Genomic DNA, 25,021 nt, shown 5'->3' with positions numbered 1-25,021 from the left:
AATGAATAGTTTTAATTGAGCCGAATAAATTTCATGCATATATCCAAGGTCGATCTCAACCTGTTCATCGTCTTCGAGGCGATCTACGCAGAAGGCAGCATCACCCGCGCCAGCCTGAAGATGAACCTGACCCAGCCCGCCATCAGCCACGCGCTGAACCGGCTGCGCCAGTTGTTCGACGATCCGCTGTTCGAACGCCAGGGCCATGTGATGGTGCCGACGCCGCTGGCCCGCTCCATCATCGACCCGGTGCGGCAATCGCTGCGCGGCTTTGAGGTGACGCTGAACGGCGCCGAGCGTTTCGACGCCGCCACCAGCGAACGCACCTTCTCGCTGGCGCTGCGCGACGTGCTGGAGGCGAGCGTGCTGCCGCCGTTGATGGCGCGCGTGGCCCACGATGCGCCGACGGTGGGCCTGAACACCTTGCAGGTGGGCCGGCGCGAGCTGGAAAGCGAACTGGCGGCCGGCAGCCTGGACGTCGCCATCGACATCCTGCTGCCGCTGTCGAACGACATCCGCCGCACCTTGCTGGCGACCGACCAGACGGTGGTGCTGGTGCGGCGCGATCATCCGCTGGTGAGCGGCGCGCTGGATCTGGACTCGTATCTGAAACTGGAACACATCCAGACCAGCTCACGCCGGCGCGGGCCGGGGCTGGAGGATTTTGAACTGAGCCGCATGGGGCTACAGCGGCGCGTGCGACTGCGTTGCCAGCACTACTTCGCCGCCTGCCGCGCGGTCAGCCAGACCGACCTGGCGCTGACGATGCCGGAACGGCTGGCGCGCGTGGTCAACCAACAGTTCGGCAACCAGATCCTGCCCTTCCCCTTGACGATGCCGTCGCTGGACATCTACCTGTACTGGCACGCCAACATCGACACCGATCCAGCCAGCGTGTGGCTGCGCGAGCAGGTCAAGCAGGCCATGCAGACGGCTGGTTAGCAGCCGGTGCTGGCGCCGGAGGCCAGCGTGCGAACGGCTTTGGAGATATCGGCGGCGATGCGGGTGACGGCGCGGCGGTGGCCGGCCACCAGCGCGTCGTAGCCGCCGCCGACCGCTTCGTTGGCGACGCTGCGGCAGGTCAGCACCTTGCTGCTGCCGACCAGACGCACGCTCCACACCGCATCGATCAGCGCATACTGTCCGGGCGCGGATTCAAAGCGCTGCACGTTGGTGCTGATGCGGTAGACCGGCGCACCGTCCGCCGTCGGCGTGCGGAACACATCCACCGTCCCCAGCTCGCCGGTGATCGCCAGCGACAGCGCCTGGCCGAGCTCCGACGCCGGCATCGCCGACCAGCGCTCGTGCTCCAGCAGATCGATGCGCCCTGCCTCCGTGTTGACCACCAGCTGATAGCGCGCCACCTGCTGCGGCACCGTCACCGCCGGCAGTTCGATGTAGTAGCCCGGCGGCTTGGCGGCGGGCGCCGGCACGCCCATGCCGTTACTCAGGCTGTAGAAGTGCTCGGGCGGTGCGGCGGCGCAACCGGCCAACAGCATGGTCGCCATGGCCACCATGGCCAGCGCGGTTGGCGCAGTTGTATGCTGCATCATTTAGGTTCTCCCTTGGTGTCCTGCTTGTTCGTTTTCCCGCGCAGCAGCGACTCGGGATGACGCTCCAGATAATCCGACAGCGCGTTCAGCGATTGCAGCGTTTGCGTCAGCTGCTGCAAGGCCTCGCGCAGGTCGGACTGCACCGGCGAATCCTTTTGCAGCAGCTGGTTGGCTTCGCCGAAGGTCTTGCGGGCAGCGCCCAGCGTGTCCTTCATCTCCGGCACCACCTGTGCATCGATCTGCTTGAGCAGCACATTGGCGCTCTTGAGCGTATCGCGCAGGTTGTTGCCGATCTCGCCGAACGGCACCTGATCCAGCTTGCGCGCGATGCTGGCGATCTGCGTCTGCAGCTCGTCCAGGCTGTTCGGCACCGTCGGCACCTCCAGCGGATACTGCGCCACATCCAGATTGACCTTCGGCGCGTTCGGGAAGAAGTCCAGCGCCACATACAGCTGGCCGGTCAACAGGTTCCCGGTGCGCAGCTGGCCGCGCAGGCCGCGCGCCACCATGCGCTCCAGCACCACTGGACCGGCGTTGCGATCCTGGTCGCTGGAGACGGTCTGCTGGAAGCTGCGGCCCAGGCGCGCCGGGTACATGTCCACCGTCACCGGCATGCGGAAGTTCTTCTTTACCGGATCGAACTCCACGCCGACCGAGCGCACCTCTCCCAGCACGATGCCGCGGAAGTCCACCGGCGCCCCCGGCGACAGGCCGCGCAGCGACTGGTCGAAGTACAGCACCGTGGTAATCGGCACGCCATCCGGCTCACGCAAGGCGTTGGCCTGGTCGGAGGCCAGCGGGAAGTCGGTGCCAGGCGCCGCCTGCTGGTCCGGCTTCTGGCCGTTCATGGTCTCGAACGCGATGCCGCCCACCAGCAAGGCCGCCAGCGACTGTGTGTTGACCTTGAAGCCGTTCGAATCGAGCCGCACATCGACGCCGCTGGCATGCCACCAGCGCGTGTTCTTGCCGACGTACTGGTCATACGGCGCGCTGACGAATACCTTCATTTTCACGCCGCGCCCCTTCTCGTCCAGATCGAAGCCGACCACCTGCCCGACCTGGATGCGGCGGTAGAAGATCGGCGAACCGACGTCGATGGAGCCGAGGCTCTCGCCATGCAGCGTGAACTTGCTACCCTTGTCGTCGCCGGCCACCTGCGGCGGTTTTTCCAGGCCGGTGAACTCCTCCTTGACCTCCTCCGATTTACCGGCATCGACACCAATGTAGGCGCCCGACAGCAAAGTACTCAGGCCGGAAACGCCGCTCGCGCCCACGCGCGGCCGCACCACCCAGAACCGGGTATCGGCGGCGGTGAAGCGCTTGGCTTCCTTGCTCATGTCGATCAGCACCAGCACCTTGGACAAATCGCGCGACAGCGTGATCGAGCGCACCAGGCCGATATCCACGTCCTTGTATTTGACCTTGGTCTTGCCGGGTTCCAGGCCGTCGGCGCTGCGGAAGCTCACCGTCACCGTCGGGCCCTGGTCCATCACCGACTTGACCACCAGCGCCAGGCCGATCAAGGCGGCCAGCAAGGGGATCAGCCACACCAGCGAAGGCAGCCAGCGATTGGCCTTCTCCACTCTCGGCTCGGGCAGCGGCGGCGCGCCGCTTTCGTTTTCAGGCATGGTTCTCTCCATTTGAATCGATTGGGTCCCAGATCAGGCGCGGGTCGAACTGCATCGACGCCAGCATCGTCAGCACCACCACCGCGCAAAACGCCAGCGCGCCGGGACCGGCGGTGATCACGGCCAAAGACTGGAAGCGCACCAGCGCCACCGTCAGCGTAATCACAAAAATATCGAGCATCGACCAGCGGCCGACAAACTCCACGATCCGGTACAGCATCGTGCGCTGCAAAGGGCGCCAGCGCGAGCGCCGCTGCGTCGTCAGCGCCAGCAGCGACAGCGCCGCCAGCTTCAGCACCGGCACCACGATGCTGGCGATGAAGATGATCGCCGCCAGCGCCGGCGAGCCGCTGGTCCAGAAGTAGACCACGCCGCTGATGATGGTGTCGTCCTCCTTGCCGAACAGCGAGTGCGTGTACATCACCGGCAGCAGGTTGGCGGGGATGTAGAGGATGGTGGCCGCCAGCAGGAAGGCCCAGGTGCGGCCCACGCTGTCGGGACGGCGCCGGTGCAGCACCGCGCCGCAGCGCGCACAATGCCGGTGCGCGGCCGGCTGGTCCTGCGCCACCAGGCCGCAGCTGTGGCAAGCGGCCAGGCGCATATGCGGCGTGTAGCGGAACTCCGCCTGCGCCGGACGGCGCGGCCCCGGCAGGTGTTCGCCGATATTCCACAGCATCTGCGGATCGAAAGAAGTGACGATGGCCAGCATCAGCGTCAGCGCGCCGAAAGCGAACAGGCCCGGTTGCACCACCACCTGCGCCAGGCTGGTCATCTTGACGATGGTGATCAGGATGCCGATCATCAGCACCTCGGTCATTCCCCAGCGCCGGGCGGCGCCGACGGCGCGCAGCAAGTGGTCGAAACCCGGCGGCCGCACGCCGGCGCGCAACGCCAGCGTCACGTACAGCAGCGCGCCCAGCTCCACCGCCGGCAACAGCGCCGTGAACAGGAATACAATCACAGCCACCACCTGCATCTGCTCCGTCCACAGTACGCGTATCGCGCCGAGCAAGGTGGCGCTGGACGAGTAGCCGCCCACTTCCAGTTCAACGATGGGGCAAAATTGGGCGATCAGGAAGGTGAAGATGGCGCACAAGGTGATGGCAGCCATGCGGTTGACGTCCGAATGGATGCCGCGATAGAGGATGGAACGGCAGCGCACGCAACGCGCTTTCTCGCGCGGCAGCACCGGGCGCCGCTTGTGCAGTACGCCGCAATCGTGACAGCTGATCAAATCATATCGATGCACTGGCTGGCCGTTTGTTCAATAATGGCCCTATGATACGACAATCGATACGATAATCCGCTAAAATCGCGGCCTCAAATGCATCGGCAATGAAGATGACCATGTTCCGCAGCCAGTTCAACATCCTGATCGCCGCAACGCTGGCCGTTGCGGGCTGCGCGCACGCGCAGGCGGGGAAAGAACTGGTATTCGGCACCACCCACGACGAGAACTCGCCGCTGTTCCTGTACGCCAGCGCCTACCTTCAGCAACTGTGCGCCGAGAGCAGGCAGCGCTGCACGCTGCAAAGCCTGCCGGGACGGCGTTCCGAAGCGATGCTCGCCGCCGGCAGCATCGTCGGCGAAGTAGGCCGCGTCAAGGGCTATCTCCAGAAGCATCCGGACTATGTGCGGCTGGACGAACCCTTCATCGTCTCGCGCACGCGCATCTTCACCCGTACCGACAAGGACATCACCAGTTGGGAGTCGCTGGCGAAGAAGGTCAGGACGGTCAGCTACAAACGCGGCATCTATTTGTACCAGCAACGGTTGGAGGCGCTGCAGCCGGCGATCCAGCCGCATGACGTGCAAAACGAAGCGGCCTGCCTGCAAATGGTGCTGGTGGCGCGCGACGACGCCTGCGTGTTCGACGACGGCGGCATCAGCAACGAGGCCAGGCCGCTGCTGGCCCAGGGCCATAGCAGCGCCTCGGTGGAGGATCTGCCGCTGTACATCTATCTGGGGAAGGATAACGCGGCGCTGGCGCCGGTGTTGTCCGACGCCGCCAGGCGCATGGCCGCACGCGGCCTGCCGGCGCAGCTGCACCACAAGTTCTACGAGGCCAAATAGCCTTACTTGATGCTGGTGTTGAGTTCCTGGAAGTCCGCCGTCTTGCCCAGCGAGCGCCAGGTGGCCAGCAGATTGGCCGGCGGTGCAATCAGCTTGCGGGCCGCCAGATCGAGCCAGCCGCCGGTGCTGGTCACGCGCGCGGCCAGCTTGCCGTCGGCGCGGATGATGTCGGTGCTGAGCGACCAGCGGCTGCCGTCTTCGGACAGGCCGGCCACGCCCAGCGTGACGGTGATCTCTTCCAGCAGCATGACTTCCTTGAAGTAGGCGATTTCGTCCTTCATCACCACCGGACCGATTTTCAGGCGCATGAATTCGCTCATCGGAAAGCCGTTCTCCGACAGGAACAGCATGCGCACATCGCCCGCCTTGTCCAGGAAGGCCGTGTTGCGCATATGGCTGTTGAAGTCCATATCGCCCCAGCCGGCCATCATCTTCTTTTCAAACATTTTAAGCTCCAAGGAAATCCAATAGCGTGCATGCTACCACCTTGGTCGCCTTGCGCAGGTCTTCAAGCAGCAAGCGTTCATCCGCCTTCTTGGCGTTGGACTCGGGTACCGAGCGCGGGCCGGCGCCGTACAGCACCGCCGGGATGCCCTGTTCGCCGTACAGGCGCGCGTCCGCATACAGCGGCGTGCCTTGCGCCGGGATCTTCTCGCCGATGAAGGTTTGCGCGTTCTGCTGCAGGCTCGCCACCAGCTTCTCGGTGCCCGGCTGCTCGCGCAGCGCGTGCGACAGCAGCAGGCGCTTGATTTCGACGCGGATGCCGGGCTGGCCCTCGACCGCCTTCTCGATCAGCGCACGCACCTGCGCTTCCACGACAACCGGATCTTCTTCCGGGATCATGCGGCGGTCCATCTTCAGCACGACCTTGCCCGGCACCACGTTGGTATTGGTGCCGCCGTCGATGCGGCCCACCAGCATGGTCGGCGAGTCGATGCCGGGGATTTTCGATTTGACCTTTTTCAATTCAGGCAGCTGGTCGTAGATCGCGTTCAGGATGCGGGTCGCAGCTTGCAGCGCGTCATGGCCGGTCTCCGGCATCGCGCCATGGCCGGACTTGCCATGTACGGTGATCTCCAGTTGCAGGCAGGCGTTGTGCGCGGTGACGATGTTGTAGCTGAAGCCCGCCGCGATGACGAAATCCGGCTTGGTCAGCTTCTGCTCCAGCAGCCAGCCGGGCCCCAGCAGGCCACCGAATTCCTCGTCGTACGTGAAGTGCAGTTCCAGCCCGCCCTTCAACGGCAAGCCCAGCGCCTCCAGCGCGCGCGTGGCGAAGATGTAGGTGGCGAAGTCGCACTTGGAGACGGCGGCGGCGCGGCCGTAGATGTAGCCGTTTTCCACCACGCCGCCATACGGTGGATAGGTCCAGTTGTCGCCCGGCGGCACCACGTCGCCGTGGGCGTTGAGCGCCACGGTCGGGCCGCCGGCCTGGTACGGGCGACGCACGATCAGGTTGGTGATGGTCTCCATGCCGTAGTCCTGCACCACCTGCGCCGGCACTGCGTGCTTCTCGGCGGTCCAGCCGTAGGCCTTGACCAGGTCTGCCACCATGTCCGCATGCGGCGCGTTGTTGCCGGGCGGGGTGTCGGTCGGCACGCGCAGCAGCTGCTGCAATACGCCGACTTCTTCATCGAAGTGCGCGTCGATCCATTGAGCCAGTTGTTCTTTGTTCGTCGTCATCGCTGTTCTCTCACTTGGCGCCGGACTCGAACCAGGTCGCGATCTGCGCCCGTTCGGCATCGGTCATATTGGTCAGGTTCGCAAGCGGCATGGCTTTCAGCTGCACCGATTGCTTGTAGATTTTTTCCGCGTTCTGGTGGACCTGCTCGGCGCTGTCGAGCATCACGCCGGCAGGCGCCGTCGCAAAGCCGGCCTGCGACGGATGGGCCGAGTGGCAGGCCACGCAGCGCTGGTCGATGACGGTTTTCACCTTGGCGAATTGCGCCGCAGGGTCGGCGGCAGCTGCCACCGCCACGGGACGCGGCGGCGCGATCGCCACCGCCACCCCGACCAGCAGCGCCACGCCGACGGCCGGATAGCGCCACTCCACGCGGCCCTTGTGGCGCAGGTTGAAGAAGTGACGGATGAAGACACCGGCCGCCATGATGAAGGCCAACACCAGCCAGGCGCGGTCGTTCCGGTAAGTCATCGCATAGTGGTTGCTGATCATGATGAACAGCACCGGCAGCGTGAAGTAGTTATTGTGGACGCTGCGCTGCTTGGCCTTCTGGCCGTGGACAGGATCCGGCAGGCGGCCGGCCGACATGGCCTCCACCATCTTGCGCTGGCCAGGAATAATCAGCATCAGCACATTGCCGACCATGATGGTGCCGATCAGCGCACCGACGTGGATGTAGGCGGCGCGGCCGCTCAATACATGCGTGAGGCCATACGCGGCGCCGACGATCAGCACGAACACCACCACGCCGAACCACAGGTCGCGCTGGCCCAGCGGCGAGCGGCACAGCAGGTCGTACACGGTCCAGCCGACGACCAGCGTGCCGACGCCGATGCCGATCGCCTGCCAGCTGCCGATATCGGCCACCGATTTATCGATCATCATCGCCTGGGCGTTGAAGTAGTAGGCGATGGTCAGCAGTGCGATGCCGGACAGCCAGGTGGAATAAGCTTCCCACTTAAACCAGTGCAGGTCCTTCGGCAGTTCTGCCGGCGCCACCAGGTATTTTTGCGGGTTGTAGAAACCGCCGCCGTGCACCGCCCACAGCTCGCCAGACACGCCCTTCTTCGCCAGCTCCGAGCCGGGAGCCGGCGGGCGGATCGAATTATCCAGCCAGACGAAGTAGAACGAAGCGCCGATCCAGGCGATGCCGGTGATGATGTGCAGCCAGCGCACGATCAGGTTTAGCCACTCAAGGCCGTACGGGATCAGATAGGCGTATAAATCCATGGGAGCTTTCTGGGTAAAGAGTGTGGCTAATTTACAGAAGATAAACGGAATTGATGCGGACCACATGAACATTAGAGTATATTAAACATATCCGATTCCGTATAACAGAAATACTCCCATGGCCGCCCTGCCGCAACACCTGGATCTGCACCTGATCCGCATCCTCTACCTGCTGCTGGTTGAGAAGAACGTCTCACGCGTCGCCCTCAAACTGAATCAGCCGCAGCCCTCGATCTCCGCCTCGCTGCGCAAGCTGCGCGAGCTGACGGGCGACCCATTGCTGGTGCGCGGCGCGCGCGGCATGGTGCCGACCCAGCACGGCGAAAGCCTGCTGATCCCGGCCAAGCGCATCCTCGACGAGACCGAGAACCTGTTCCTGAAAAAGTCTCCCTTCGTGCCGCAGGAAGAAGCGCGCACCTTCCACATCGCCGCGCCGGACTATCTGGACAGCCAGTTCCTGCCCAATCTGGTGGCGCTGCTGCGGCGCGGATCGCCCAACAGCCGCGTGAAGATCCACGGCCTGGGCCCCGGCGTGGACTACGTGCGCCTGCTGTCGGACGGCGACATGGACCTGGTCATCGCCAACTGGGACGAGCCGCCCGAGCACCTGCACATGTCCAAGCTGTTCGAGGACCCGATCATCGCCGTGATGCGTTCCGACTGCCCGTATGCGCTGCGCACCGGCAGCGACGACATGACGATCAACGACTACCTGTCCCTGCCCCACGTGGCGCCGACGCAGATCCTGCCCGGCTACCACGGCGTCATCGACGACTTCCTTGAGCGCCAGGGCCTGCAACGCAACGTCGCGGTGGAATCGGCCTACTTCGGCCTGATCCCGTACATGCTGACGCAGACAGACCTGGTGCTAACCACCGGCCGCCAGTTCGTGCGCTACTACGAACGCAACATGCCGCTGAAGACCTTCACGGTGCCGGTCAAGTTCCCGCCGATGCGCTTCTACCAGCTGTGGCACGAGCGCGTGCACCAGGCACCGGAGCACAAGTGGCTGCGCGAGCAGGTCGCCACGGCGGCCAAGGCGCTCGGCAAATAATAACCCTTAGCGGATACCGCATATAACTGCACGGATCAGTTGCGATTACACTAGGCTATGACCACACTTTCCGAACTAAACAGCTGCGACGCCGCCACCTTCACCGACCGCCTGCGCGGCATCTACGAGCACTCGCCGTGGATACCGGAACGGGCGGCGGTCCAGCGGCCTTTCGCCAACGCCACCGCGCTCAAGCTGGCCTTGCAGGCGGTGGTCAGTGCAGCGACGCTGGACGAGCAACTGGGCCTGATCCGCGCCCACCCCGAACTGGCGGGCAAGGCCGCGGTATCCGGCCAGCTGACGGCCGAATCCACCAACGAGCAAGCCAAGTCCGGCCTGCACCTGTGCAGCGCCGAGGAATTCGCCACGCTGCACCAGCTGAACGCGGACTACAACGTTAAATTCGGCTTCCCCTTCATCCTCGCCGTCAAAGGCCCGGACGGGCAAGGGTTGACGCGCCGCGCCATCATCGCCACCTTCACGCGCCGCCTGAAGAACCAGCGCGCCGACGAAATCGCCGAGTGCCTGCGCCAGATTAAGCGCATCGCCGAGCTGCGCCTGAACGACCTGCTGGGCGTCACGCTGGACTTCGGTCCGACCATCATGCAGTGGTGCGAAACCATCGCCGCATGGAGCGACACCGACAACAGCGCCAACGCGGACTTCGACCTGACCTGCGCCTACATGACGCCAGCACACCGCAAGACCGCCGCACAACTGGTGGACTGGATGCGCGACGCCGGCATGGATGCGCACATCGACGCCGTCGGCAACGTGGTCGGCGTCTACCGCTCGGATGCGCAGGACGCGAAGACGCTGATGACCGGTTCCCACTACGACACCGTGCGCAACGGCGGCAAGTACGACGGCCGCCTCGGCATCCTGCTGCCGATCGCCATCGTGCGCCATCTGCACCAGCGCGGCGAGAAGCTGCCCTTCCATTTCGAGATCGTCGGCTTCGCCGAAGAGGAAGGCGTGCGCTTCAAGAGCACCTTCCTGGGCAGTAACGCGGTGACGGGCCGCTTCGACCTGTCGCTGCTGGACCAGACCGACGCCGACGGCGTCACCATGCGCGACGCGCTGCTGGCCGCCGGACACGACGTGACGCGCATTCCCGCCATCGCGCGCGATCCTGCGCAACTGCTCGGCTTCGTGGAAGTCCATATCGAACAAGGCCCGGTGCTGCTGGAGCGCGACCTGGCGCTGGGCGTGGTGACGGCCATCGCCGGCAGCTCGCGCTACCTGGTCGAGCTGACCGGCCTGGCCAGCCACGCCGGCACCACGCCGATGACGATGCGCAAGGACGCGGCAGCGGCGGCGGCGGAAATCGTGCTGCTGGTGGAGCAACGCTGCGCGCAAGGCGAGTCGCTGGTCGGCACGGTCGGCCAGCTGCAGGTGCCAGGCGGTTCGGTCAACGTGATACCCGGCGCCTGCAAGCTGTCGCTGGATATCCGCGCCGCCGACGATGCGGTGCGCCTGGCTGCGGTGAAGGATGTGTTGGACGGCATCGCGGCGATCTGCGCGCGGCGCCAGGTGGAAGTGGGCATGCAGCAGATCGTGAATGCTTCGGCCGCGCCGTGCGCGCCGCGTCTGATGCAGCAATTCGGCGCCGCCATCGAACGCGCCGGCCTGCCGCGCTTCGACCTCCTTTCCGGCGCGGGTCACGACGCGATGGCGATGGCCGCCATCACCGACGTGGCCATGCTGTTCACCCGCTGCGGCAACGGCGGCATCAGCCACAACCCGCTGGAGACCATGACCGCCGACGACGCCGAACTGGCGACCGTGGTGCTGCTCGACTTCCTGCGCAGCTTCCGCCCCGCCTAGCGTTATGCCGGGCTAGCGTCCCTCGACCTGCCGGCTCAGTTCAGGCGTCCACTCGATGCGGTAGCGCTCCAGCAGCCGGCGGTATTCGCCGCTGGCGATCAGGGCGCGCAGCCCCCCGTCGAACTGGTCGCGCAACGCGGTCAGCCGGCGCCCCTTGGCGAAGGCAATGTAACTGGGCACGCTGTCTATCGCCTGCGGCAGCTTGACGATACGGCCGGCCAGCTCGGCGCCTATCAGCTTGTCAAGCGTGTAGCTGGCGGTGTACACATTGCTGGGAATCAGATCGACCCGGCCGAGTATCAGCTTGCGGAAGTTCTGCTCCAGCGTGGGCACCTCGCGGATCGCCAGTTGCGGGCGTGCCGCCTCGAAACGGGCGCCGTAGTTCACGCTCAACACGGTGCCCACCCGCAGGCCGGCCAGCGCGGTGAAGTCGCCGTCGAAGCGCGCGCTGTGGTCGTCCCTGGCGTAGAAGTAAATGATCTGTGGGATCAGCGATTCGCGGCTGAAGTCGAGAAATTGTTCGCGCTCCGGCGACTGGAAGATCGTGAAGATGCAATCGCGCTCGCCCTGCCGGATCAACGCCAGCGCCCTGCCCCAGGGCAGGATTTCGACGCTGACGGTATGGCCCAGGCGCGCCATCACCGTCGCGACGATGTCCACCGCCAGACCGTATGCAGGTCCGCCGGCGTCCTGCTGGATCAATGGGGGATAGTTGAGCGATACGCAGCGGTAGGCCCCGGCATGGGCGAAGCCGTAAGCGAAGAGCAGCGCTGCCGCCAGAAGCGACTTACCAAGCACAGAGCCTCCCGGTTGCCGCAGCGCCGACCGGCGCCGATGCCCCAGTGTATCACCATTCCCGCCGATGTCCTGCTGGCTTTCATGTGCAGCTATGCGTGAGGCATGGCCGCCGGCGCGCGCCGGCGGCGCGTCAAGGCAAACGGCAGCACGCCCGCCAGCAGCAGCGCGACGCTGCCTGGCACCGGCACCGCCGTGGCGCCCACCAGCGAGAACGAAGCATTGAAAGCGCCGGCGCCGACGATGTCCGTGCCGATGCGCAGCCAGTCCGGCGCCAGCGGCTCGTTGCGTATCCAGCTTTGCAGGTCGGGCACGAATGGACCGGTGCCGCCTGCAACCGGCTTGGCGGCGGACAGCCAGTAGAACTCCCCTCCCGTCACCGCCACCTGTGGCACGAAGAAGTAGTGATCGGCCGGCAGATCGAACGGCGAGCCGAAGTTGACGGTGATGGTCACCTCGGTGCCGCTGATCGGCCCCTCACCGTGGGTGGTCTGGTTCGGTATCGGGTTGATGCCATTGAGGACGCTGTTGGCGGCGCTGAAGGCGCCCAGCGTCGCGATCGAGAAGCTCAGCCCACCACCACCGCTATCGCGGCTGTCGAACGCCACATCGGACGGCGAATTGGTGCGCGTCGGTACCCGGCCCGATGGTGGACTGGTGGAGTCCTTGGGGAACACGCGATAGATCTCCGCCACCACCTGGCCAATGTTGGCCGCCGTGGCGCCGCCGGTCAGCAGCCCGGTGAAGCTTGCGCTGGTAATGCTGGTGTGCGAACCGAGTATGAAGTCGTCCGCCGATTCAATTTCGACCTTGCCGCCGCTGCCGGGCCGCGTGGCCGTGCCGATCAAGCCATCGGGGCCGCCGGTGCTGAAGAAGAACGGCGCGGCAGATGCCGGCAGCGCCGCCGCCATCGTGGCAAGCACTGCGCCAAGCATGCAGCCGCGCCCGATTCTGGAATGGATGTTCATGTCGCGTCTCCCTGGTCAACCGCCGGCGGGATGCCGGCCGTTGAAACGCGACGCAGGAAGTATGCCCCGACACGTAAAACCAATAAAGTCAGAGGCTTGGCGTTTCGGATATCGCCGCGACGCCTTCCATTGTCAAGAAAGCCGACAGCGGTTTCAAGGCGTACGCAACTCCTTCACCTGGGATTCGCTGACCGTGCCCGTCTGCCCGCCCCAGCTGACGCGCAGGAAATTGGTCAAGCCGGCGATTTCCTTGTCGCTTAACTTGGTCGCGAAGCCCGGCATGGCTTGCATGCTTTCCTTCTTGCCGAAGCGCTGCGCCTCGATGCCGTCCAGCGTGACGGCGATCAGGTTGTGCGGATCGGCGCTGCGCACCGTGGTGTTGCCCTTCATCGCCACCGCCACATGCGGCTTGCCGCCACCATCGTATCCATGACAACCGGCGCAGACGGCGATGTAGGTACGGCGGCCGGCATCAATCGCAGCATCCGCGGTGGCCGCAGCGGGCTTCAGTGGCTGCGGCGGCAAGGGCTTGTCACCCAGCAGATAAGCGGTCATCGCCCACATGTCGCCCGGCGTCAGATGCTGGGTGCTCAGGTGGACCACGGCGAACATCTCGCCGTAGGCCGAGCCTTGCGGCGCCACGCCGGTGCCGAGGAATGACGACAAGTCGGCGGCAGTCCATCCGGACGCTGACAGCCCGACCGGCGAGATGTCCGGCGCAGCGATGCGCGCCATCGTGCTGCCGCCCAAAGGTTTGGCTCCATCCATCTGCCCCAGCGCGCCGCGCGGCGTATGGCATTCCGCGCAGTGCCCCATCGTGTTGACCAGGTAGCGGCCGCGCAGATAGGCGGGCGACAGGCCGGCCGACGCATCGGGCAGCGAGTCCTTCAAGAACAGCATGTTCCAGAAGCGCATACCGAAGCGCATGTTGTAGGGGAACTTGAGATCGGCGGCCTTGCTGGCCACCGCCGCCGGCTTGATCTGCATGAGGTAGGCGTAAATGGCGTCGCTGTCGGCGCGGCTCATCGAGCGGTAGGAGGTGTAGGGCATGGCCGGATACAGGTGGCGGTCCGGCGCCACGCCGTCGCGCAAGGCCGCGTAGAACTCCTCGGCGGTCCATTTGCCAATGCCGTGCTCCTTGTCCGGCGTGATGTTGGTGCCGTAAAAAGTGCCGAAGTCCGATTTCAATTCCACGCCGCCGGCAAACGGCGCACCGGTGGCCGACGTGTGGCAGGCGGCGCAATCGGCCGCCTTGACCAGGTAGCGTCCGCGCGTGACGGCATCGTTGGCTGCGGCAACCGGCAGCATCGTCGCGGCCAGCGCTGCGGCGGCGAGAAGAGCAAGATGGCGGCTCATCATTTCCCCTCCTTCACCAGTCCGGGCGTATTGAGCACGACATCCTTGACCGCTTCAAAGTAGCGCACATAACCGGTGCAGCGGCAGATGTGGGCATTCAGGCTTTCGGTGATGGTCTCGTCGATCTGGTCGCGGCTGACCGGCGTGCGTTTCAAGCGCTCCAGCAGCACCGTGGCCGCGTTCACAAACCCCGGGGTGCAGTAGCCGCACTGGAAGCTGAAATGTTCGAGGAATTTTTGCTGCACCGGCGACAGCGCCACCACCTCGCCCTTGTCGTTTAACTTGGCGTGTCCCTCCACCGTGCGCACTTTTTTACCGTCGAAGAAATGCGCGCCGGTGATGCAGGAGCGGACTTCTTCGCTGGTGCCGTCGGCTTTATCCAGTATCACCACGCAGGCATGGCAAACGCCTTGGCCACAGCCCAGACGGGAGCCGGTCAGGTCGAGGTACTCGTGCAGGAAGTCGATCATCATCACGCCTTCCGGCGCCGGTATCGGGCCGACGGTCTTGCCGTTGATGGTCAGCGTAATCGGTTTGGTCGCGATGCTCATGCCAGCACCTCCTGGATATGTTCCGGCGTGACCGGCAAGTCGGTGAAGCGGTGGCCGATGGCGTGCGCGATGCCGTTGACGATGGCGCCGACCACGGGAATCATCACCACCTCGGCGATGCCCTTGGGCGTATCGGTCTCCGTCAACGGCGGCAGGATATCCGCCGTCTGCTTCCACACCGCGACATCGCGCGCGCGCGGCAGCTGGTAGCGGTTGAAGTTCCAGCTGCCGTTGCCCGGGCCATCCTCGTACAGCGGCAGGTACTCGTACAGCGCATGGCCTATGCCCATCGCCAGCCCGCCCTGCAGCTGGCTCGATACCAGCTGCGGCGACAGCATGCTGCCGCACTCCATGATGGAATGATGACTGAGCAGTTCGACCTTGCCGCTGGCTTCATGCACCGACAACTCGACCAGCGTCCCCACCGCGCTGTAGTAGGTGACGGTGGCGTTATTGCGCTGCACCGGCGGGATGAACACGCGCTTGCGGTTTAGCACGTGGTAGCCGCCGGTGGAGCTCATGCTGGTTTTCTTTCCCTGATCCGCGCCGTCACCATAGCGCAGCGACAGGCCGTCTATCGGCAGGCGCACGCCGGCGCCGTTGACATCGAACTCCGCCTCCGTCCACTGCCAGCGGTTGAACACGTGCACGGTGGCGCCGGTCACCAGTCCCAGTTCGTGTGCCTTGCTCGCCAGCTGCTCGTACGACAGCGCCTGCAGGCCGCCGGCGGACAGCTTGCCGTCGACCCAGCGCGCGTCCTCCACCCGTATCACCAGCGACGCCGCCTGGCCGCCGGCATAGCCCTCGCTCCAGATGGCCATCGCGGCCGGCCACAGACCGTGCATGAAGACCACGCGCGCCGCTTCGCGCGTGCTGTGCGTGAAGTAGTAGGCGGAATTGGTGGCGCTGGCGGGAGAACAGTAGGTCGGCGACCAGCGCGGATTGGCCGACAGCTTGTCCTGGTCGGCCTGGCTCATGATGTAGGGATCGCCGCTGCTGACCACCGGCAGGTCCTCCCATTCGGTGACGGCGGTATGCACGATGCCGGCCGGCTTGCCAAGCCACTTGGCGCAAGCCACCGCCTGCGATGTCGACATGCCGGTGCCGATCTCGGTGCCGCTGTGCGACAGCTCTATCGCGCCGTCTGCGTTGATCTGCACCTTGGCGAAGGAGCTCTCGGCGCCGGTGCCGAAGTCCTTCTGCACGCAGGCGAATCCCACGCCGTAGCGGTGGCCGGGATGCGCCGCCTCGAACGCGCGCTTGGCGCCGGCGCGGCCGGTCCACAGCGGATGCACCTTGGCCTTTTGCAGCACTTCGTCCACCCGCACCGCGCCGGCAGGAATCGCGCCCTGGGTGTTTTTCATCCCCGACCGCAGCGCATTTTTCAACCTGAAATCGATCGCGTCCAGCCCCAGCTTTTCCGCGAATTCATCGATCATCATTTCGGTTGCGGACATGCTCTGCAAGGTGCCGTAGCCGCGCGCCGACCCTGCGTCGACGGCGCGCGAGGCGATGGCGACGGCGGCGAAATCGTTCTTCGGAAAATAATAGATCGACTGCGCGGCCGTGGCCGACACCATCGCCACCGACGGCGAGAAGTTACAACGCCCGCCGCCGTTGGCTTCGAAATATCCCTGGAACGACTGCAGCATCGCGCTCTTGCGGTCGACCGCGATGCGGTACTTCATCTTGAACGCATGGCGTTTGATCGAGGACTGGAACTGCTCGTAGCGGTCGTTGGCCAGCCGCACCGGAACGCCGTTCGCGTAGAGCGCCGTCATCAGGCCGTAGAACGGAAAATTGTAGTGGTCCTTGGAGCCGTAGCCCACCGTGTAGCAAGGATGCAGGAACAACTTCTTGAGCGGGAACTTGCTCTTCTTGAGCATTTCTATCGCGCTGTCGATGACCTCCTGCGGCGACTGCGTCGGCACCACCATGTGCATTGTTTGCGCGGCGGCGTCGTACCAGCAGTTGGCGTTGTCCGGCTCCATTGCGGCCGTGTCCACCGACTGCGTGTTGTAGTCGCGCTCCAGCACCAGCCAGTCGGCCGGCGGGCGATCCAGTTCTTCCTTGATCTGGTTGGCGTAGTACATGCCCTGCTCGCCCAGCTTGCCGTGCTCTATGCCGTCCGGCCAGACCGGCTGCTGCTTGCGCATCGCGCTGGGGAACACCGGAGCGTTTTTCAGGCTGGAGAAAACGTCCATATCGGCCGACGTGGCGCCGCCCACCCGCACAAAGCGGAAGGTGCCCCACGGGTCGCGCTCCATCGGCGGCGCGGCGGCGCCGTAGCGCACCACGCCCTCCTTGAACTGCAAGGCATCCTTGGCCGCGCGGAAGCGGGCGAAGTCGTTGAAGATCAGGACCGCCACCGCATGTCCCAGATAGGCCGGCTGCTTCCCGGCCGGCAGCAGCATGTCTGCGCCATAAAAACCGGGGAAGGCGACGCCGTCGCGCACCAGATCCTCCGCCGTCACGACGCGGTCCGGCTTCAGGTCCTCCCCCAGCAGGGAGAGGTCGACGCCGTCAAACAGCGCGTCGGTACGGGTGGTGCGCAGCATCAGGGCGTGGGCTTGTTGTTGCGGCCAATGCGGCATGTCGCGCGAGCGAATGTCGCGGGCGAAGACTTTGGCGCCGGTGACCTTGGACAGCCCATCGATACGGAATTTTGCCAGTCCGGCCTTGCCGTCCCAGGCGACTGGCGTGAGGATTTTTTCCTCGAACAGGGCGGCAAGCGCCTTGCCGCCCAAGGGCGCGATGTAGACCGAAACGCCAGCGACCACGCTGGCCTTCAAGAAACCGCGGCGTGAAATGTCCCCATTCATCTTGTAACCTCCAGTGAGTCAGGTCAAGCGTTTCTTCTTTTTCGAGTAACCTAGTTGACCAGAGAGCGAGAGACGAGTCAACATCTTTCAACGGGGCGCCGCTACCGTGAATCGCCGTGCAACAGGGCCAGTTCGCGCCGGACGGCGTCGATCACAGGGGTCCAGTCGCCGGCGCTGGATTGCCTGAACAGGCGCATCGACGGATACCACGGCGTATCGCTACGTTCGGCCAGCCAGCGCCAGTCGCAGCGATAGTCGGGCAGCAGCACCCAGCACGGTTTGCCCAAGGCGCCCGCCAGATGGGCTACCGCCGTGTCCACGCTGATCACCAGATCGAGATTGGCGATGACGGCTGCGGTGTCGGCGAAGTCGCGCAGCCGCGGGCCGGCCGCGAACAGCGACATGCCATCGGGCGGATTCAACGCCTCATCCTCGCCTCGGCCTTTTTGCAGGCTGACGAAATGCACCGATCCGGAGGTGGCCAGCGACGACAACATCCCCAACGACGGTAGCGAACGATCGGCGTCGTTCTCGAAATCCGGGTTGCCCTTCCATGCCAGTCCGACGCGCAAGCCTTGCCCGGGCAGGCGGCCGGCCCAAAGCCTCACCAGTTCAGGCTCCGCAGCCAGGTAGGGAGTCGCCGCCGGCATCGCGGACAGGCTTATGCCGAGCGTGGCGGCCAGGCGCATCGGGTGGGTCCAGTAGTCCCAGTGCTCGCTGGGGACCGGATCACCCAGAGCATACACCTGATCGACGCCCCACAGCGTGGCGAACAGGCGCTTCAACGGAGCATGGCAAATCACGGCGACACGCGACGCTCCCCGCGCCTTCAGCTGCACGGCGTAGCGACAGAAGTGGATCATGTCGCCCTGCCCCGCCTCCAGCACGATGATCACCGACTTGCCATGCAACGGCTCGCCGTCCCAGCGGGGACAGGCGAAGGTATGCGCCAGCGAGTCAAACTGCCAGCGCGCCTCCAGCAGCGGCCAGCCTTCCTCAAAGCGCCCTTGCCGCAACAGCACGTAAGCCAGATTGAAGCGCGCCCGCGCGTGTTCCGGTTCCAGCGCCAGCGCTCGGCGGTAGCATTGCTCGGCCTCCTCTTCACGCTTTACGCACGCCAGCAGCACGCCCAGCTGGCTCCACGCGGACGGAGATTCCGGCGCCAGCTCCAACGCCATGCGTGCCGCCGCCTCGGATTCTTCGAAGCGCTTCGCCTTCAGCAGCAGCACACCAAGATTCTGGTAAAGCTGCGCATGGTCGGGCATCAGCGCGATGGCCTGGAGATAGTGGAATTCCGCCTCCGCCAGCGCGCCTTGCTGCTCCTTCAGATAACCGAGATTGGCGCGCGCGGCGCCGTGCATGGGTTCCAGCATCAGGGCCTGTAAAAAACAGTCCTCCGCTGCGGCGAAATCGCCGGCGGCCATGTGGTGATTTCCATCGAGGTAGGCTTGCTGCGGATCCGAATGCATCAGTCTATAGGCCTGCGATGAGTGCCAACAGCTCTGACTCCGGCAGAGGCTTGCTGAATAAATAACCTTGATAGTATTGACAGCCTTCTGCGATGACAAAGTTGAGCTGCTCCGGCGTCTCCACGCCCTCGGCCAGCACCGACATATTCAACGCCTTGCCCAGCGAGACGATGATGCGGACGATCGCAGCGCCGCTGTCTTCCTTGACTGCGCTCCAAATGAAGGAACGATCGATCTTCAGCTGGTCCAGCGGCAGCCGATGAAGATAGGAGAGCGACGAATAGCCGGTGCCGAAATCGTCCAGCGCGAAGCTGACGCCGGCGGCGCGCAGCTGCTGCATCTTCCCTACCGTTCCTTCGACATCCTTTAACAGCAGGCTTTCCGTCAGCTCCAGCCGTAGCCTGTCGGCGCGGGCGCCGGTCTGCGCCAGCACCTCCAACACGTGTTCGACGAAATCCGGCCGGTGGAATTGCGAAGCGCTGACATTGACCGCAATTTCCATCCCGGCCGTGCGTGCATCGCCGGCCCATTGCGCCAGCCGGCTGCACGCCTCGCGCATCACCCAGCGCCCCAACGGCAGGATCAGGTTCGAGTCCTCCGCCACCGGAATGAATTCGGCTGGCGGCACCAGGCCGCGCTGCGGATGATTCCAGCGCACCAGCGCCTCGGCGCCGGCCATGGTTCCGTCCATGCCCATCAGCGGCTGGTAGTACAGCACGAATTCATCATTGCCCAGTGCACGCCGCATGTCCGCTTCCAGCGCGGCCCGCGCGCTGACGCGCGCCTGCATCGCCGGATCGAAGAACGAGACGGTGTTGCGGCCCGCCGCCTTGGACTGGTACATGGCCAGGTCGGCGCGTTTCAGCACATCGTCCACGCCACTGCAGGCGCCGCTGAAAACCGTGATGCCGATGCTGGGTGTGCTGTATTGTTCCATTCCCTCGATATCGAACGGCTCGGCGAAGGCATGCACGATCTTGAGCGCCATGTCCTGCGCCGCCCGGGCAACGTCGTTCTCGGTGGTGCCCAAATCCTCCAGCAGTACAATGAACTCATCGCCGCCGAAACGGGCCACCGTATCGCATTCGCGCACTTCGGCGCTAAGACGGGCAGCGACCAGCTGCAACAGCTTGTCGCCCTTGTCGTGGCCACGCGTGTCGTTGATGGTCTTGAAATTATCCAGGTCGATGAACAGCATGGCTCCCAAGTGGCCCAGCGACAGCGCATGACCGGCGCGGTCCAGCAGCAGCTGGCGGTTGGGCAGGCCGGTGAGCTTGTCGTAAAAGGCCATGCTGTGGATCTGCGCCTCGATGGCCTTGCGCTCGCTGATGTCGCGGAAGTAGATCGTCACGCCCTCTTGCGATGGATAGGCGCGGATCTCGGTCCACAGATTGAGCGGAGCGTAATGCTCCTCGAACGCCACCAGGCTGTTGGTCTCCAGCGCCTGGTGGTAGGCCCGGTAGTACGGGCCGTCGACCGCCTCGGGGAAGACCGACCATACGTTCTTGCCCATCACCGCCAGGCGTTGCACTTGCAACAGCCGTTCCGCATTGCCGTTCATGTAGCGGATATTCCAACTACGGTCCAGCATCAGGACCGCATCGGAGATGCTTTCCAGCGTGGCCGTCAGGCAGGCTGTTTCCAGCGCCGCCGCGTGGGATAGTGGTGGTTCTTGCATGTTGAAAGCCAGGAGAGCCCTGATCCGTTCTTGTGGCCTGGGTAGGCCACCACGAGTCAGTATGCCCTCCGGCCGGGCAGCGGTCAAACGATACGGGCGCGCTCCAGCATCGCATGCAACAGAACGTTGCAGCCTGCTTCCAGGTGTTCGGACTTGGCGTCCTCGATTTCATTGTGGCTGATGCCATCCTTGCAAGGGACGAAGATCATGCCCGCAGGCGCCAGCCGCGCGGCGTAGATCGCATCGTGGCCGGCCCCGGAGACCACGTCCATTGTCGAATATCCCAGCTTGGCCGTGGCGTTGCGCACCGCGTCCACGCACTCCGGGTGGAACGGGCATGGCGGGTAGTAGGACACACGCTCGATCGAAATCTTCAAGCCGGTTTCGCTGCGGGTCTTGTCGATAAAGGCCAGCATCTCTTCGTGCATGGTGTTGAGCAGCTCATCGTTCACGTTGCGCAGGTCGATGCTGAACTTGACCTCTCCGGGTATCACGTTGCGGCTGTTCGGGAATACCTGCACCATGCCTACCGTGCCGCGTCCATACGGCGGGTAGCGGTTGGCGATGGCGACCACTTCCTGCATGATCCGGGTCGACACTTGCAGCGCGTCCTTGCGCAGGCCCATCGGCGTCGGGCCGGCGTGGGCTTCCATGCCGGTCACCACGCAGTCGTACCAGGACAGGCCCATCACCGCCGGCACCACGCCGATCACCTTGTCGGCGTCTTCCAGCACCGGACCTTGTTCGATATGGGTTTCGAAGTAGGCGCCGATCGGATGGTCGCCCGGCACCTGATCGCCCTTGTAGCCGATGCGCGCCAGTTCGTCGCCGACGGTCTTGCCTTCGGTGTCCTTGGCGGCGTAGGCTGTTTCCAGGCTGAAGGCGCCGCAGAATACGCCGGATCCCATCATCACGGGTACGAAGCGCGAACCTTCCTCGTTGGTCCAGAAGGCGACTTCGATCGGCGCCTCGGTCTTGATCTTCAAATCGTTCAGCGTGCGCACCACCTCCAGGCCTGCCAGCACGCCGTAGTTGCCGTCGAACTTACCGCCGGTCGGTTGAGTGTCGATATGGCTGCCGGTCATCACCGGCGGCAGCGCGTTGTTGGTGCCGTCGCGGCGCATGAAGACATTGCCGATCTGGTCCACCGTGACGGACATGCCAGCCTGCTTGCCCCAACCTACCACCAGGTCGCGGCCCTGTTTGTCCAGGTCCGTCAGGGCCAGGCGCTTGACGCCGCCCTTGGCGGTGGCGCCGATTTGGGCCAGTTCCATCAGCGCCGCCCACAGGCGGTCGCCATTGATGCGCATTTCACTCATTCTTCTACTCCTCTTCGATTAACGCGCCGACGTCGGCTTGAACGACGGACGGTCGATATGACGGCCCGCGCCCTCCACCGCCATCAGCACGCCGCGATGGAACACGACGTTACCGGCGGCCAGCGTGGTGCTCGGGATGCCGCGCACGGTGCGGCCTTCGAATACATTGAACCCGCCCTTGGCGAACTGCGTCAGCGACGAAATGGTACGGCTGCCTTCCGGATCCCAGACCACGATGTCGGCATCGGCGCCGACGGCGATCACGCCCTTGCGTGGATACATATTGAAAATCTGCGCGGCGTTGGTCGACGTCACCTTGACGAACTCCGACGGCGTCAGCATACCGCTGTTGACGCCAGCGTCCCACACCACGGACATGCGGTCTTCGACGCCGCCGCAGCCGTTCGGGATCTTGGTGAAGTCGTCCTTGCCGGCCGCCTTCTGCTCGGCGCAGAAGGTGCAGTGATCGGTCGCTGTGGTGTGCAGGTTGCCGCCTTGCAGACCATGCCACAGCGCGGCCTGGTGGTGCTTGCTGCGGAACGGAGGACTCATCACATGGCCCGCCGCGAAATCCAGGTCCTCGCTCTGGTACACGCTGTCGTCGATGACCAGGTGGCCGGCCAGCGCCTCGCCGTACACGCGCTGCCCGTTGGCGCGGGCGCGGGTGATGGCATCCAGCGATTCGGCACAGGAGACGTGCACGATGTACACCGGCGTGTTGAGCACATTGGCGATCGCGATGGCGCGGTTGGCCGCTTCCGCCTCCACTGCCGGTGGACGCGACAGCGGATGCGCACTCGGTCCGGTCATGCCCTTCTTCAGCAGGTCCTGCTGCAACTGATAAACCAGTTCGCCGTTCTCCGCGTGCACGGTCGGAATCGCGCCCAGCTCCAGCGAGCGGCGGAAGCTTTTCACCAGCGTTTCGTCGTCGGCCATGATGGCGTTCTTGTACGCCATGAAGTGCTTGAAGCTGTTGACGCCATGCTCGCGCACCAGGATGCCCATGTCGCGGTGCACCGTCTCGTCCCACCAGGTGATCGCCACGTGGAAGGTGTAGTCGCCGGCGGCCTTCTGCGCCCAGCCGCGCCACTGGTGGTAGGCCTCGATCAGGTTCTGCTTTGGCGCCGGGATCACGAAGTCCATGATGGTGGTGGTGCCGCCAGCCAGGCCGGCCGCCGTGCCGGTGTAGAAGTCATCCTGCGTCACGGTGCCCATGAAGGGCAGGTTCATATGGGTGTGGGTATCTATCCCGCCCGGCATGACGTACTGGCCGCTGGCGTCGATCACCTTGGCCGACGCCGGTGCATCCAGGTTATCGCCGACGGCGACGATCTTGTCGCCGTAGCAGAGCACATCGGCACGAAAAGCCCGGTCGGCATTGACGACAGTGCCGCCACGGATGATAGTTGTCATGGACATCTCCTGAATCTCTTAGGGGTGAGCTGCCCGGATCGCGGGCACCGCTTTGCCCTTCATCATAACCCCATACACCAGCGCGGAAATAGCGATTCCCACAAACCAGGCATAGGTATAGATCGTTTTAAAACCGGACGCCACATCGGGGAAGGACGCCGGGAAAGCGGCATTGAGGAAACCGGGGATATTCGGCAGAACGCCGACCACAAACGCCACCAGCGCGGCCGTGTTCCAGCCATTGCCATATGAGTACTGGCCGTCTTCGCGATACAGTTCGCCGACATTCAATTCGGTCTTGCGCACCATGTAGTAATCGACGATCAGGATGCCGGCGATAGGGCCCAGCAGCGCCGAGTAGCCGATCAGCCAGGTGAAGACATAGCCTTGCGTGGATTCGAGTATCTTCCATGGCATCATCAGGATCGCGATGCCGGCCGTGATGTAGCCACCGACCTTGTACGAGATCTGCTTCGGCGCCAGCGACGAGAAATCGTAAGCCGGACCGACCAGATTCGCCGCCAGGTTGACGGACACCGTATCGATCAACAGTATCAACAGCGCGATCAGCACTGCGGCGCCGGTCATGCGGCTGGCCAGGTCGACCGGATCCCAGATCGCCTTGCCGTACAAGACCACGGTGGCGGAGGTGACGATCACCGCCATCATTGCCAGCAAGCCCATAGGTACAGGCAGGCCGACCGACTGGCCTAGCACCTGGTCGCGCTGCGATTTGGCGAAGCGGGTGAAGTCGGGAATGTTCAACGCCAGCGTGGCCCAGAAGCCGACCATCGCCGTCAGCGAAGGCCAGAACACGGACCAGAACTGACCGGCCTTCTTGCCGCCCGCGACAAACTGCGAAGGTGCCGACAGCAAGTCGCCGAAGCCGCCGGCCTTGTTGTAGACCCAGCCAAGCAGCACAAAGCAGATCAGGATCTTCAGCGGCGCGGTATAGGTTTCCAGCTTGCGGATCGCGTCCATGCCGTGCACGATGTACCAGAACTGGATGCCCCAGAAAGCCAGGAAGCACAGCAGCTGCCCGCCGTTGATGCCCAGGCCTGCGATCTTCTCGCCGCCGATATCGCCGCCCATCATCACGCCGAGCAGCGTGTAGATCATCTGCCCGCCGAACCAGGTCTGGATGCCGTACCAGCCGCAGGCGACGATGGCGCGCATCAGCGCCGGCAAGCGCGCGCCGGCGGTGCCGAACGACGAACGGGCCAGCACCGCATACGGAATGCCGTACTTGGTGCCGGCATGGCCGATCAACAGCATCGGCAGCAAAACGATAGCGTTCGCAAGGAACACCGTCAGCACGGCCTGGTAGCCGGACATGCCGCCTTCAATCAAACTGGCGGACAGCGTGTAGGCCGGTATGCACATCACCATGCCGACCCACAGTGCGGCGAAGTGATACCAGCGCCAGGTGCGTTGCGCCGCCGTTGTCGGGGCCAGGTCTTCGTTCCAGAGTTGCGTGCTGCCAGAGAGTTCTTTGCTCACGGGGCTTTCTCCAAAGGTTGATGTATCCTTCTATCGCTGCAAGTTCCGTACCCAACCCGCACTGCGGCGCAAGGGGTCTGACCCATGGGGTCAGACCCCATCGGTGT

The 25,021-nt window shown here is 64.4% G+C and carries 20 protein-coding genes; 4 read left to right on the top strand and 16 right to left on the bottom strand.

Translation table 11 applies throughout. The features are described 5' to 3' along the window. Nucleotides 1-33 precede the first annotated feature (33 nt). Nucleotides 34-942, top strand: coding sequence for a LysR family transcriptional regulator (locus tag RUGAMON1_RS05825; RefSeq protein ID WP_445229608.1), 909 nt, complete (start codon nucleotides 34-36; stop codon nucleotides 940-942). On the opposite strand, the gene RUGAMON1_RS05820 is transcribed toward RUGAMON1_RS05825, so the two are convergent. Genes RUGAMON1_RS05820 through RUGAMON1_RS05810 form a run of 3 tightly spaced genes read right to left on the bottom strand, consistent with a single transcriptional unit; the run spans nucleotide 939 to nucleotide 4,430 of the window. After that, complete coding sequence (locus RUGAMON1_RS05820) at nucleotides 939-1,553, bottom strand: PqiC family protein (RefSeq protein WP_445229607.1); 615 nt, start codon at nucleotides 1,551-1,553, stop codon at nucleotides 939-941. The genes RUGAMON1_RS05825 and RUGAMON1_RS05820 overlap by 4 nt on opposite strands. Continuing rightward, nucleotides 1,550-3,181, bottom strand: coding sequence for a PqiB family protein (locus RUGAMON1_RS05815; RefSeq protein WP_445229606.1), 1,632 nt, complete (start codon nucleotides 3,179-3,181; stop codon nucleotides 1,550-1,552). Before RUGAMON1_RS05815 ends, RUGAMON1_RS05820 begins: the two co-directional genes overlap by 4 nt. Then, complete coding sequence (locus tag RUGAMON1_RS05810; protein WP_445229605.1) at nucleotides 3,174-4,430, bottom strand: paraquat-inducible protein A; 1,257 nt, start codon at nucleotides 4,428-4,430, stop codon at nucleotides 3,174-3,176. Before RUGAMON1_RS05810 ends, RUGAMON1_RS05815 begins: the two co-directional genes overlap by 8 nt. Nucleotides 4,431-4,516: 86 nt before the next feature. Between RUGAMON1_RS05810 and RUGAMON1_RS05805 the strand changes: the two genes are divergently transcribed. Beyond that, complete coding sequence (locus RUGAMON1_RS05805; RefSeq protein ID WP_445229604.1) at nucleotides 4,517-5,254, top strand: transporter substrate-binding domain-containing protein; 738 nt, start codon at nucleotides 4,517-4,519, stop codon at nucleotides 5,252-5,254. A gap of 2 nt (nucleotides 5,255-5,256) precedes the next feature. Here RUGAMON1_RS05805 and RUGAMON1_RS05800 read toward each other — a convergent pair whose 3' ends face one another. The 3 genes from RUGAMON1_RS05800 to RUGAMON1_RS05790 are packed head-to-tail and all read right to left on the bottom strand — an operon-like array spanning nucleotide 5,257 to nucleotide 8,162. Next, the gene (locus tag RUGAMON1_RS05800; protein ID WP_445229603.1) at nucleotides 5,257-5,700 is read right to left on the bottom strand and encodes a thioesterase family protein; all 444 of its coding nucleotides are present in this window, start codon (nucleotides 5,698-5,700) and stop codon (nucleotides 5,257-5,259) included. A gap of 1 nt (nucleotide 5,701) precedes the next feature. Next, a complete protein-coding gene (locus tag RUGAMON1_RS05795) occupies nucleotides 5,702-6,934 on the bottom strand; it encodes a M20/M25/M40 family metallo-hydrolase (RefSeq protein WP_445229602.1) in 1,233 nt (410 codons plus the stop codon). Between the two features lie 10 nt (nucleotides 6,935-6,944). Continuing rightward, the gene (locus RUGAMON1_RS05790; RefSeq protein ID WP_445229601.1) at nucleotides 6,945-8,162 is read right to left on the bottom strand and encodes a urate hydroxylase PuuD; all 1,218 of its coding nucleotides are present in this window, start codon (nucleotides 8,160-8,162) and stop codon (nucleotides 6,945-6,947) included. 118 nt (nucleotides 8,163-8,280) lie between these two features. Here RUGAMON1_RS05790 and RUGAMON1_RS05785 point away from each other — a divergent pair, with 118 nt between their 5' ends. Together RUGAMON1_RS05785 and RUGAMON1_RS05780 are read left to right on the top strand one after the other, a co-directional pair. Next, nucleotides 8,281-9,216, top strand: a complete 936-nt coding sequence (locus RUGAMON1_RS05785) for a LysR substrate-binding domain-containing protein (protein WP_217942973.1) — start codon at nucleotides 8,281-8,283, stop codon at nucleotides 9,214-9,216. Nucleotides 9,217-9,273: 57 nt separating this feature from the next. Then, complete coding sequence (locus tag RUGAMON1_RS05780) at nucleotides 9,274-11,043, top strand: allantoate amidohydrolase (RefSeq protein ID WP_445229600.1); 1,770 nt, start codon at nucleotides 9,274-9,276, stop codon at nucleotides 11,041-11,043. A gap of 12 nt (nucleotides 11,044-11,055) precedes the next feature. Here the strand turns inward: RUGAMON1_RS05780 and RUGAMON1_RS05775 are convergent, their stop codons facing one another. The 10 genes from RUGAMON1_RS05775 to RUGAMON1_RS05730 form a co-directional block, all read right to left on the bottom strand. Beyond that, nucleotides 11,056-11,841: a substrate-binding periplasmic protein gene (locus RUGAMON1_RS05775; protein WP_445229599.1), complete on the bottom strand. Its 786-nt coding sequence runs from the start codon at nucleotides 11,839-11,841 to the stop codon at nucleotides 11,056-11,058. An 89-nt stretch (nucleotides 11,842-11,930) separates the two neighbouring features. Beyond that, nucleotides 11,931-12,806 (bottom strand): PEP-CTERM sorting domain-containing protein, encoded by an 876-nt coding sequence (locus RUGAMON1_RS05770; RefSeq protein ID WP_445229598.1) that lies wholly within the window; start codon nucleotides 12,804-12,806, stop codon nucleotides 11,931-11,933. A gap of 153 nt (nucleotides 12,807-12,959) precedes the next feature. Next, nucleotides 12,960-14,165, bottom strand: a complete 1,206-nt coding sequence (locus tag RUGAMON1_RS05765) for a c-type cytochrome (RefSeq protein WP_445229597.1) — start codon at nucleotides 14,163-14,165, stop codon at nucleotides 12,960-12,962. Beyond that, a complete protein-coding gene (locus tag RUGAMON1_RS05760; protein ID WP_445229596.1) occupies nucleotides 14,162-14,713 on the bottom strand; it encodes a (2Fe-2S)-binding protein in 552 nt (183 codons plus the stop codon). The genes RUGAMON1_RS05765 and RUGAMON1_RS05760 overlap by 4 nt, the downstream gene beginning before the upstream one ends. Further along, complete coding sequence (locus tag RUGAMON1_RS05755) at nucleotides 14,710-17,535, bottom strand: xanthine dehydrogenase family protein molybdopterin-binding subunit (RefSeq protein ID WP_445229595.1); 2,826 nt, start codon at nucleotides 17,533-17,535, stop codon at nucleotides 14,710-14,712. The genes RUGAMON1_RS05760 and RUGAMON1_RS05755 overlap by 4 nt, the downstream gene beginning before the upstream one ends. Before the next feature lie 101 nt (nucleotides 17,536-17,636). Beyond that, nucleotides 17,637-19,004, bottom strand: a complete 1,368-nt coding sequence (locus RUGAMON1_RS05750) for a tetratricopeptide repeat protein (RefSeq protein ID WP_445229594.1) — start codon at nucleotides 19,002-19,004, stop codon at nucleotides 17,637-17,639. A 4-nt stretch (nucleotides 19,005-19,008) separates the two neighbouring features. Continuing rightward, a complete protein-coding gene (locus RUGAMON1_RS05745; protein ID WP_445229593.1) occupies nucleotides 19,009-20,682 on the bottom strand; it encodes a putative bifunctional diguanylate cyclase/phosphodiesterase in 1,674 nt (557 codons plus the stop codon). Nucleotides 20,683-20,765: 83 nt separating this feature from the next. Beyond that, nucleotides 20,766-22,001, bottom strand: coding sequence for a Zn-dependent hydrolase (locus RUGAMON1_RS05740; protein ID WP_445229592.1), 1,236 nt, complete (start codon nucleotides 21,999-22,001; stop codon nucleotides 20,766-20,768). An 18-nt stretch (nucleotides 22,002-22,019) separates the two neighbouring features. Further along, nucleotides 22,020-23,414, bottom strand: a complete 1,395-nt coding sequence (hydA, locus tag RUGAMON1_RS05735) for a dihydropyrimidinase (protein ID WP_445229591.1) — start codon at nucleotides 23,412-23,414, stop codon at nucleotides 22,020-22,022. A gap of 18 nt (nucleotides 23,415-23,432) precedes the next feature. Continuing rightward, on the bottom strand, nucleotides 23,433-24,914 hold the full coding sequence (locus RUGAMON1_RS05730) for an NCS1 family nucleobase:cation symporter-1 (RefSeq protein WP_445229590.1): 1,482 nt from the start codon (nucleotides 24,912-24,914) through the stop codon (nucleotides 23,433-23,435). Nucleotides 24,915-25,021: the final 107 nt, after the last annotated feature.

Source organism: Duganella rhizosphaerae, from assembly GCF_040364205.1.
GTDB classification, from domain to species: Bacteria; Pseudomonadota; Gammaproteobacteria; order Burkholderiales; family Burkholderiaceae_D; genus Rugamonas; species Rugamonas rhizosphaerae.
Note: the sequence above shows the minus strand (reverse complement) of the source record. Positions and strands in the feature narration are given on the sequence as shown.

What these genes read in the sequence shown, in the direction of transcription:
- RUGAMON1_RS05740 (WP_445229592.1), bottom strand. Translation starts at nt 22,001, where the DNA reads ATGAGTGAAATGCGCATCAATGGCGACCGCCTGTGGGCGGCGCTGATG.
- RUGAMON1_RS05795 (WP_445229602.1), bottom strand. Translation starts at nt 6,934, where the DNA reads ATGACGACGAACAAAGAACAACTGGCTCAATGGATCGACGCGCACTTC.
- RUGAMON1_RS05785 (WP_217942973.1), top strand. Translation starts at nt 8,281, where the DNA reads ATGGCCGCCCTGCCGCAACACCTGGATCTGCACCTGATCCGCATCCTC.
- RUGAMON1_RS05780 (WP_445229600.1), top strand. Translation starts at nt 9,274, where the DNA reads ATGACCACACTTTCCGAACTAAACAGCTGCGACGCCGCCACCTTCACC.
- RUGAMON1_RS05815 (WP_445229606.1), bottom strand. Translation starts at nt 3,181, where the DNA reads ATGCCTGAAAACGAAAGCGGCGCGCCGCCGCTGCCCGAGCCGAGAGTG.
- RUGAMON1_RS05770 (WP_445229598.1), bottom strand. Translation starts at nt 12,806, where the DNA reads ATGAACATCCATTCCAGAATCGGGCGCGGCTGCATGCTTGGCGCAGTG.
- RUGAMON1_RS05755 (WP_445229595.1), bottom strand. Translation starts at nt 17,535, where the DNA reads ATGAATGGGGACATTTCACGCCGCGGTTTCTTGAAGGCCAGCGTGGTC.
- hydA (WP_445229591.1), bottom strand. Translation starts at nt 23,414, where the DNA reads ATGACAACTATCATCCGTGGCGGCACTGTCGTCAATGCCGACCGGGCT.
- RUGAMON1_RS05820 (WP_445229607.1), bottom strand. Translation starts at nt 1,553, where the DNA reads ATGATGCAGCATACAACTGCGCCAACCGCGCTGGCCATGGTGGCCATG.
- RUGAMON1_RS05790 (WP_445229601.1), bottom strand. Translation starts at nt 8,162, where the DNA reads ATGGATTTATACGCCTATCTGATCCCGTACGGCCTTGAGTGGCTAAAC.
- RUGAMON1_RS05765 (WP_445229597.1), bottom strand. Translation starts at nt 14,165, where the DNA reads ATGATGAGCCGCCATCTTGCTCTTCTCGCCGCCGCAGCGCTGGCCGCG.
- RUGAMON1_RS05760 (WP_445229596.1), bottom strand. Translation starts at nt 14,713, where the DNA reads ATGAGCATCGCGACCAAACCGATTACGCTGACCATCAACGGCAAGACC.
- RUGAMON1_RS05800 (WP_445229603.1), bottom strand. Translation starts at nt 5,700, where the DNA reads ATGTTTGAAAAGAAGATGATGGCCGGCTGGGGCGATATGGACTTCAAC.
- RUGAMON1_RS05825 (WP_445229608.1), top strand. Translation starts at nt 34, where the DNA reads ATGCATATATCCAAGGTCGATCTCAACCTGTTCATCGTCTTCGAGGCG.
- RUGAMON1_RS05745 (WP_445229593.1), bottom strand. Translation starts at nt 20,682, where the DNA reads ATGCAAGAACCACCACTATCCCACGCGGCGGCGCTGGAAACAGCCTGC.
- RUGAMON1_RS05750 (WP_445229594.1), bottom strand. Translation starts at nt 19,004, where the DNA reads ATGCATTCGGATCCGCAGCAAGCCTACCTCGATGGAAATCACCACATG.
- RUGAMON1_RS05805 (WP_445229604.1), top strand. Translation starts at nt 4,517, where the DNA reads ATGAAGATGACCATGTTCCGCAGCCAGTTCAACATCCTGATCGCCGCA.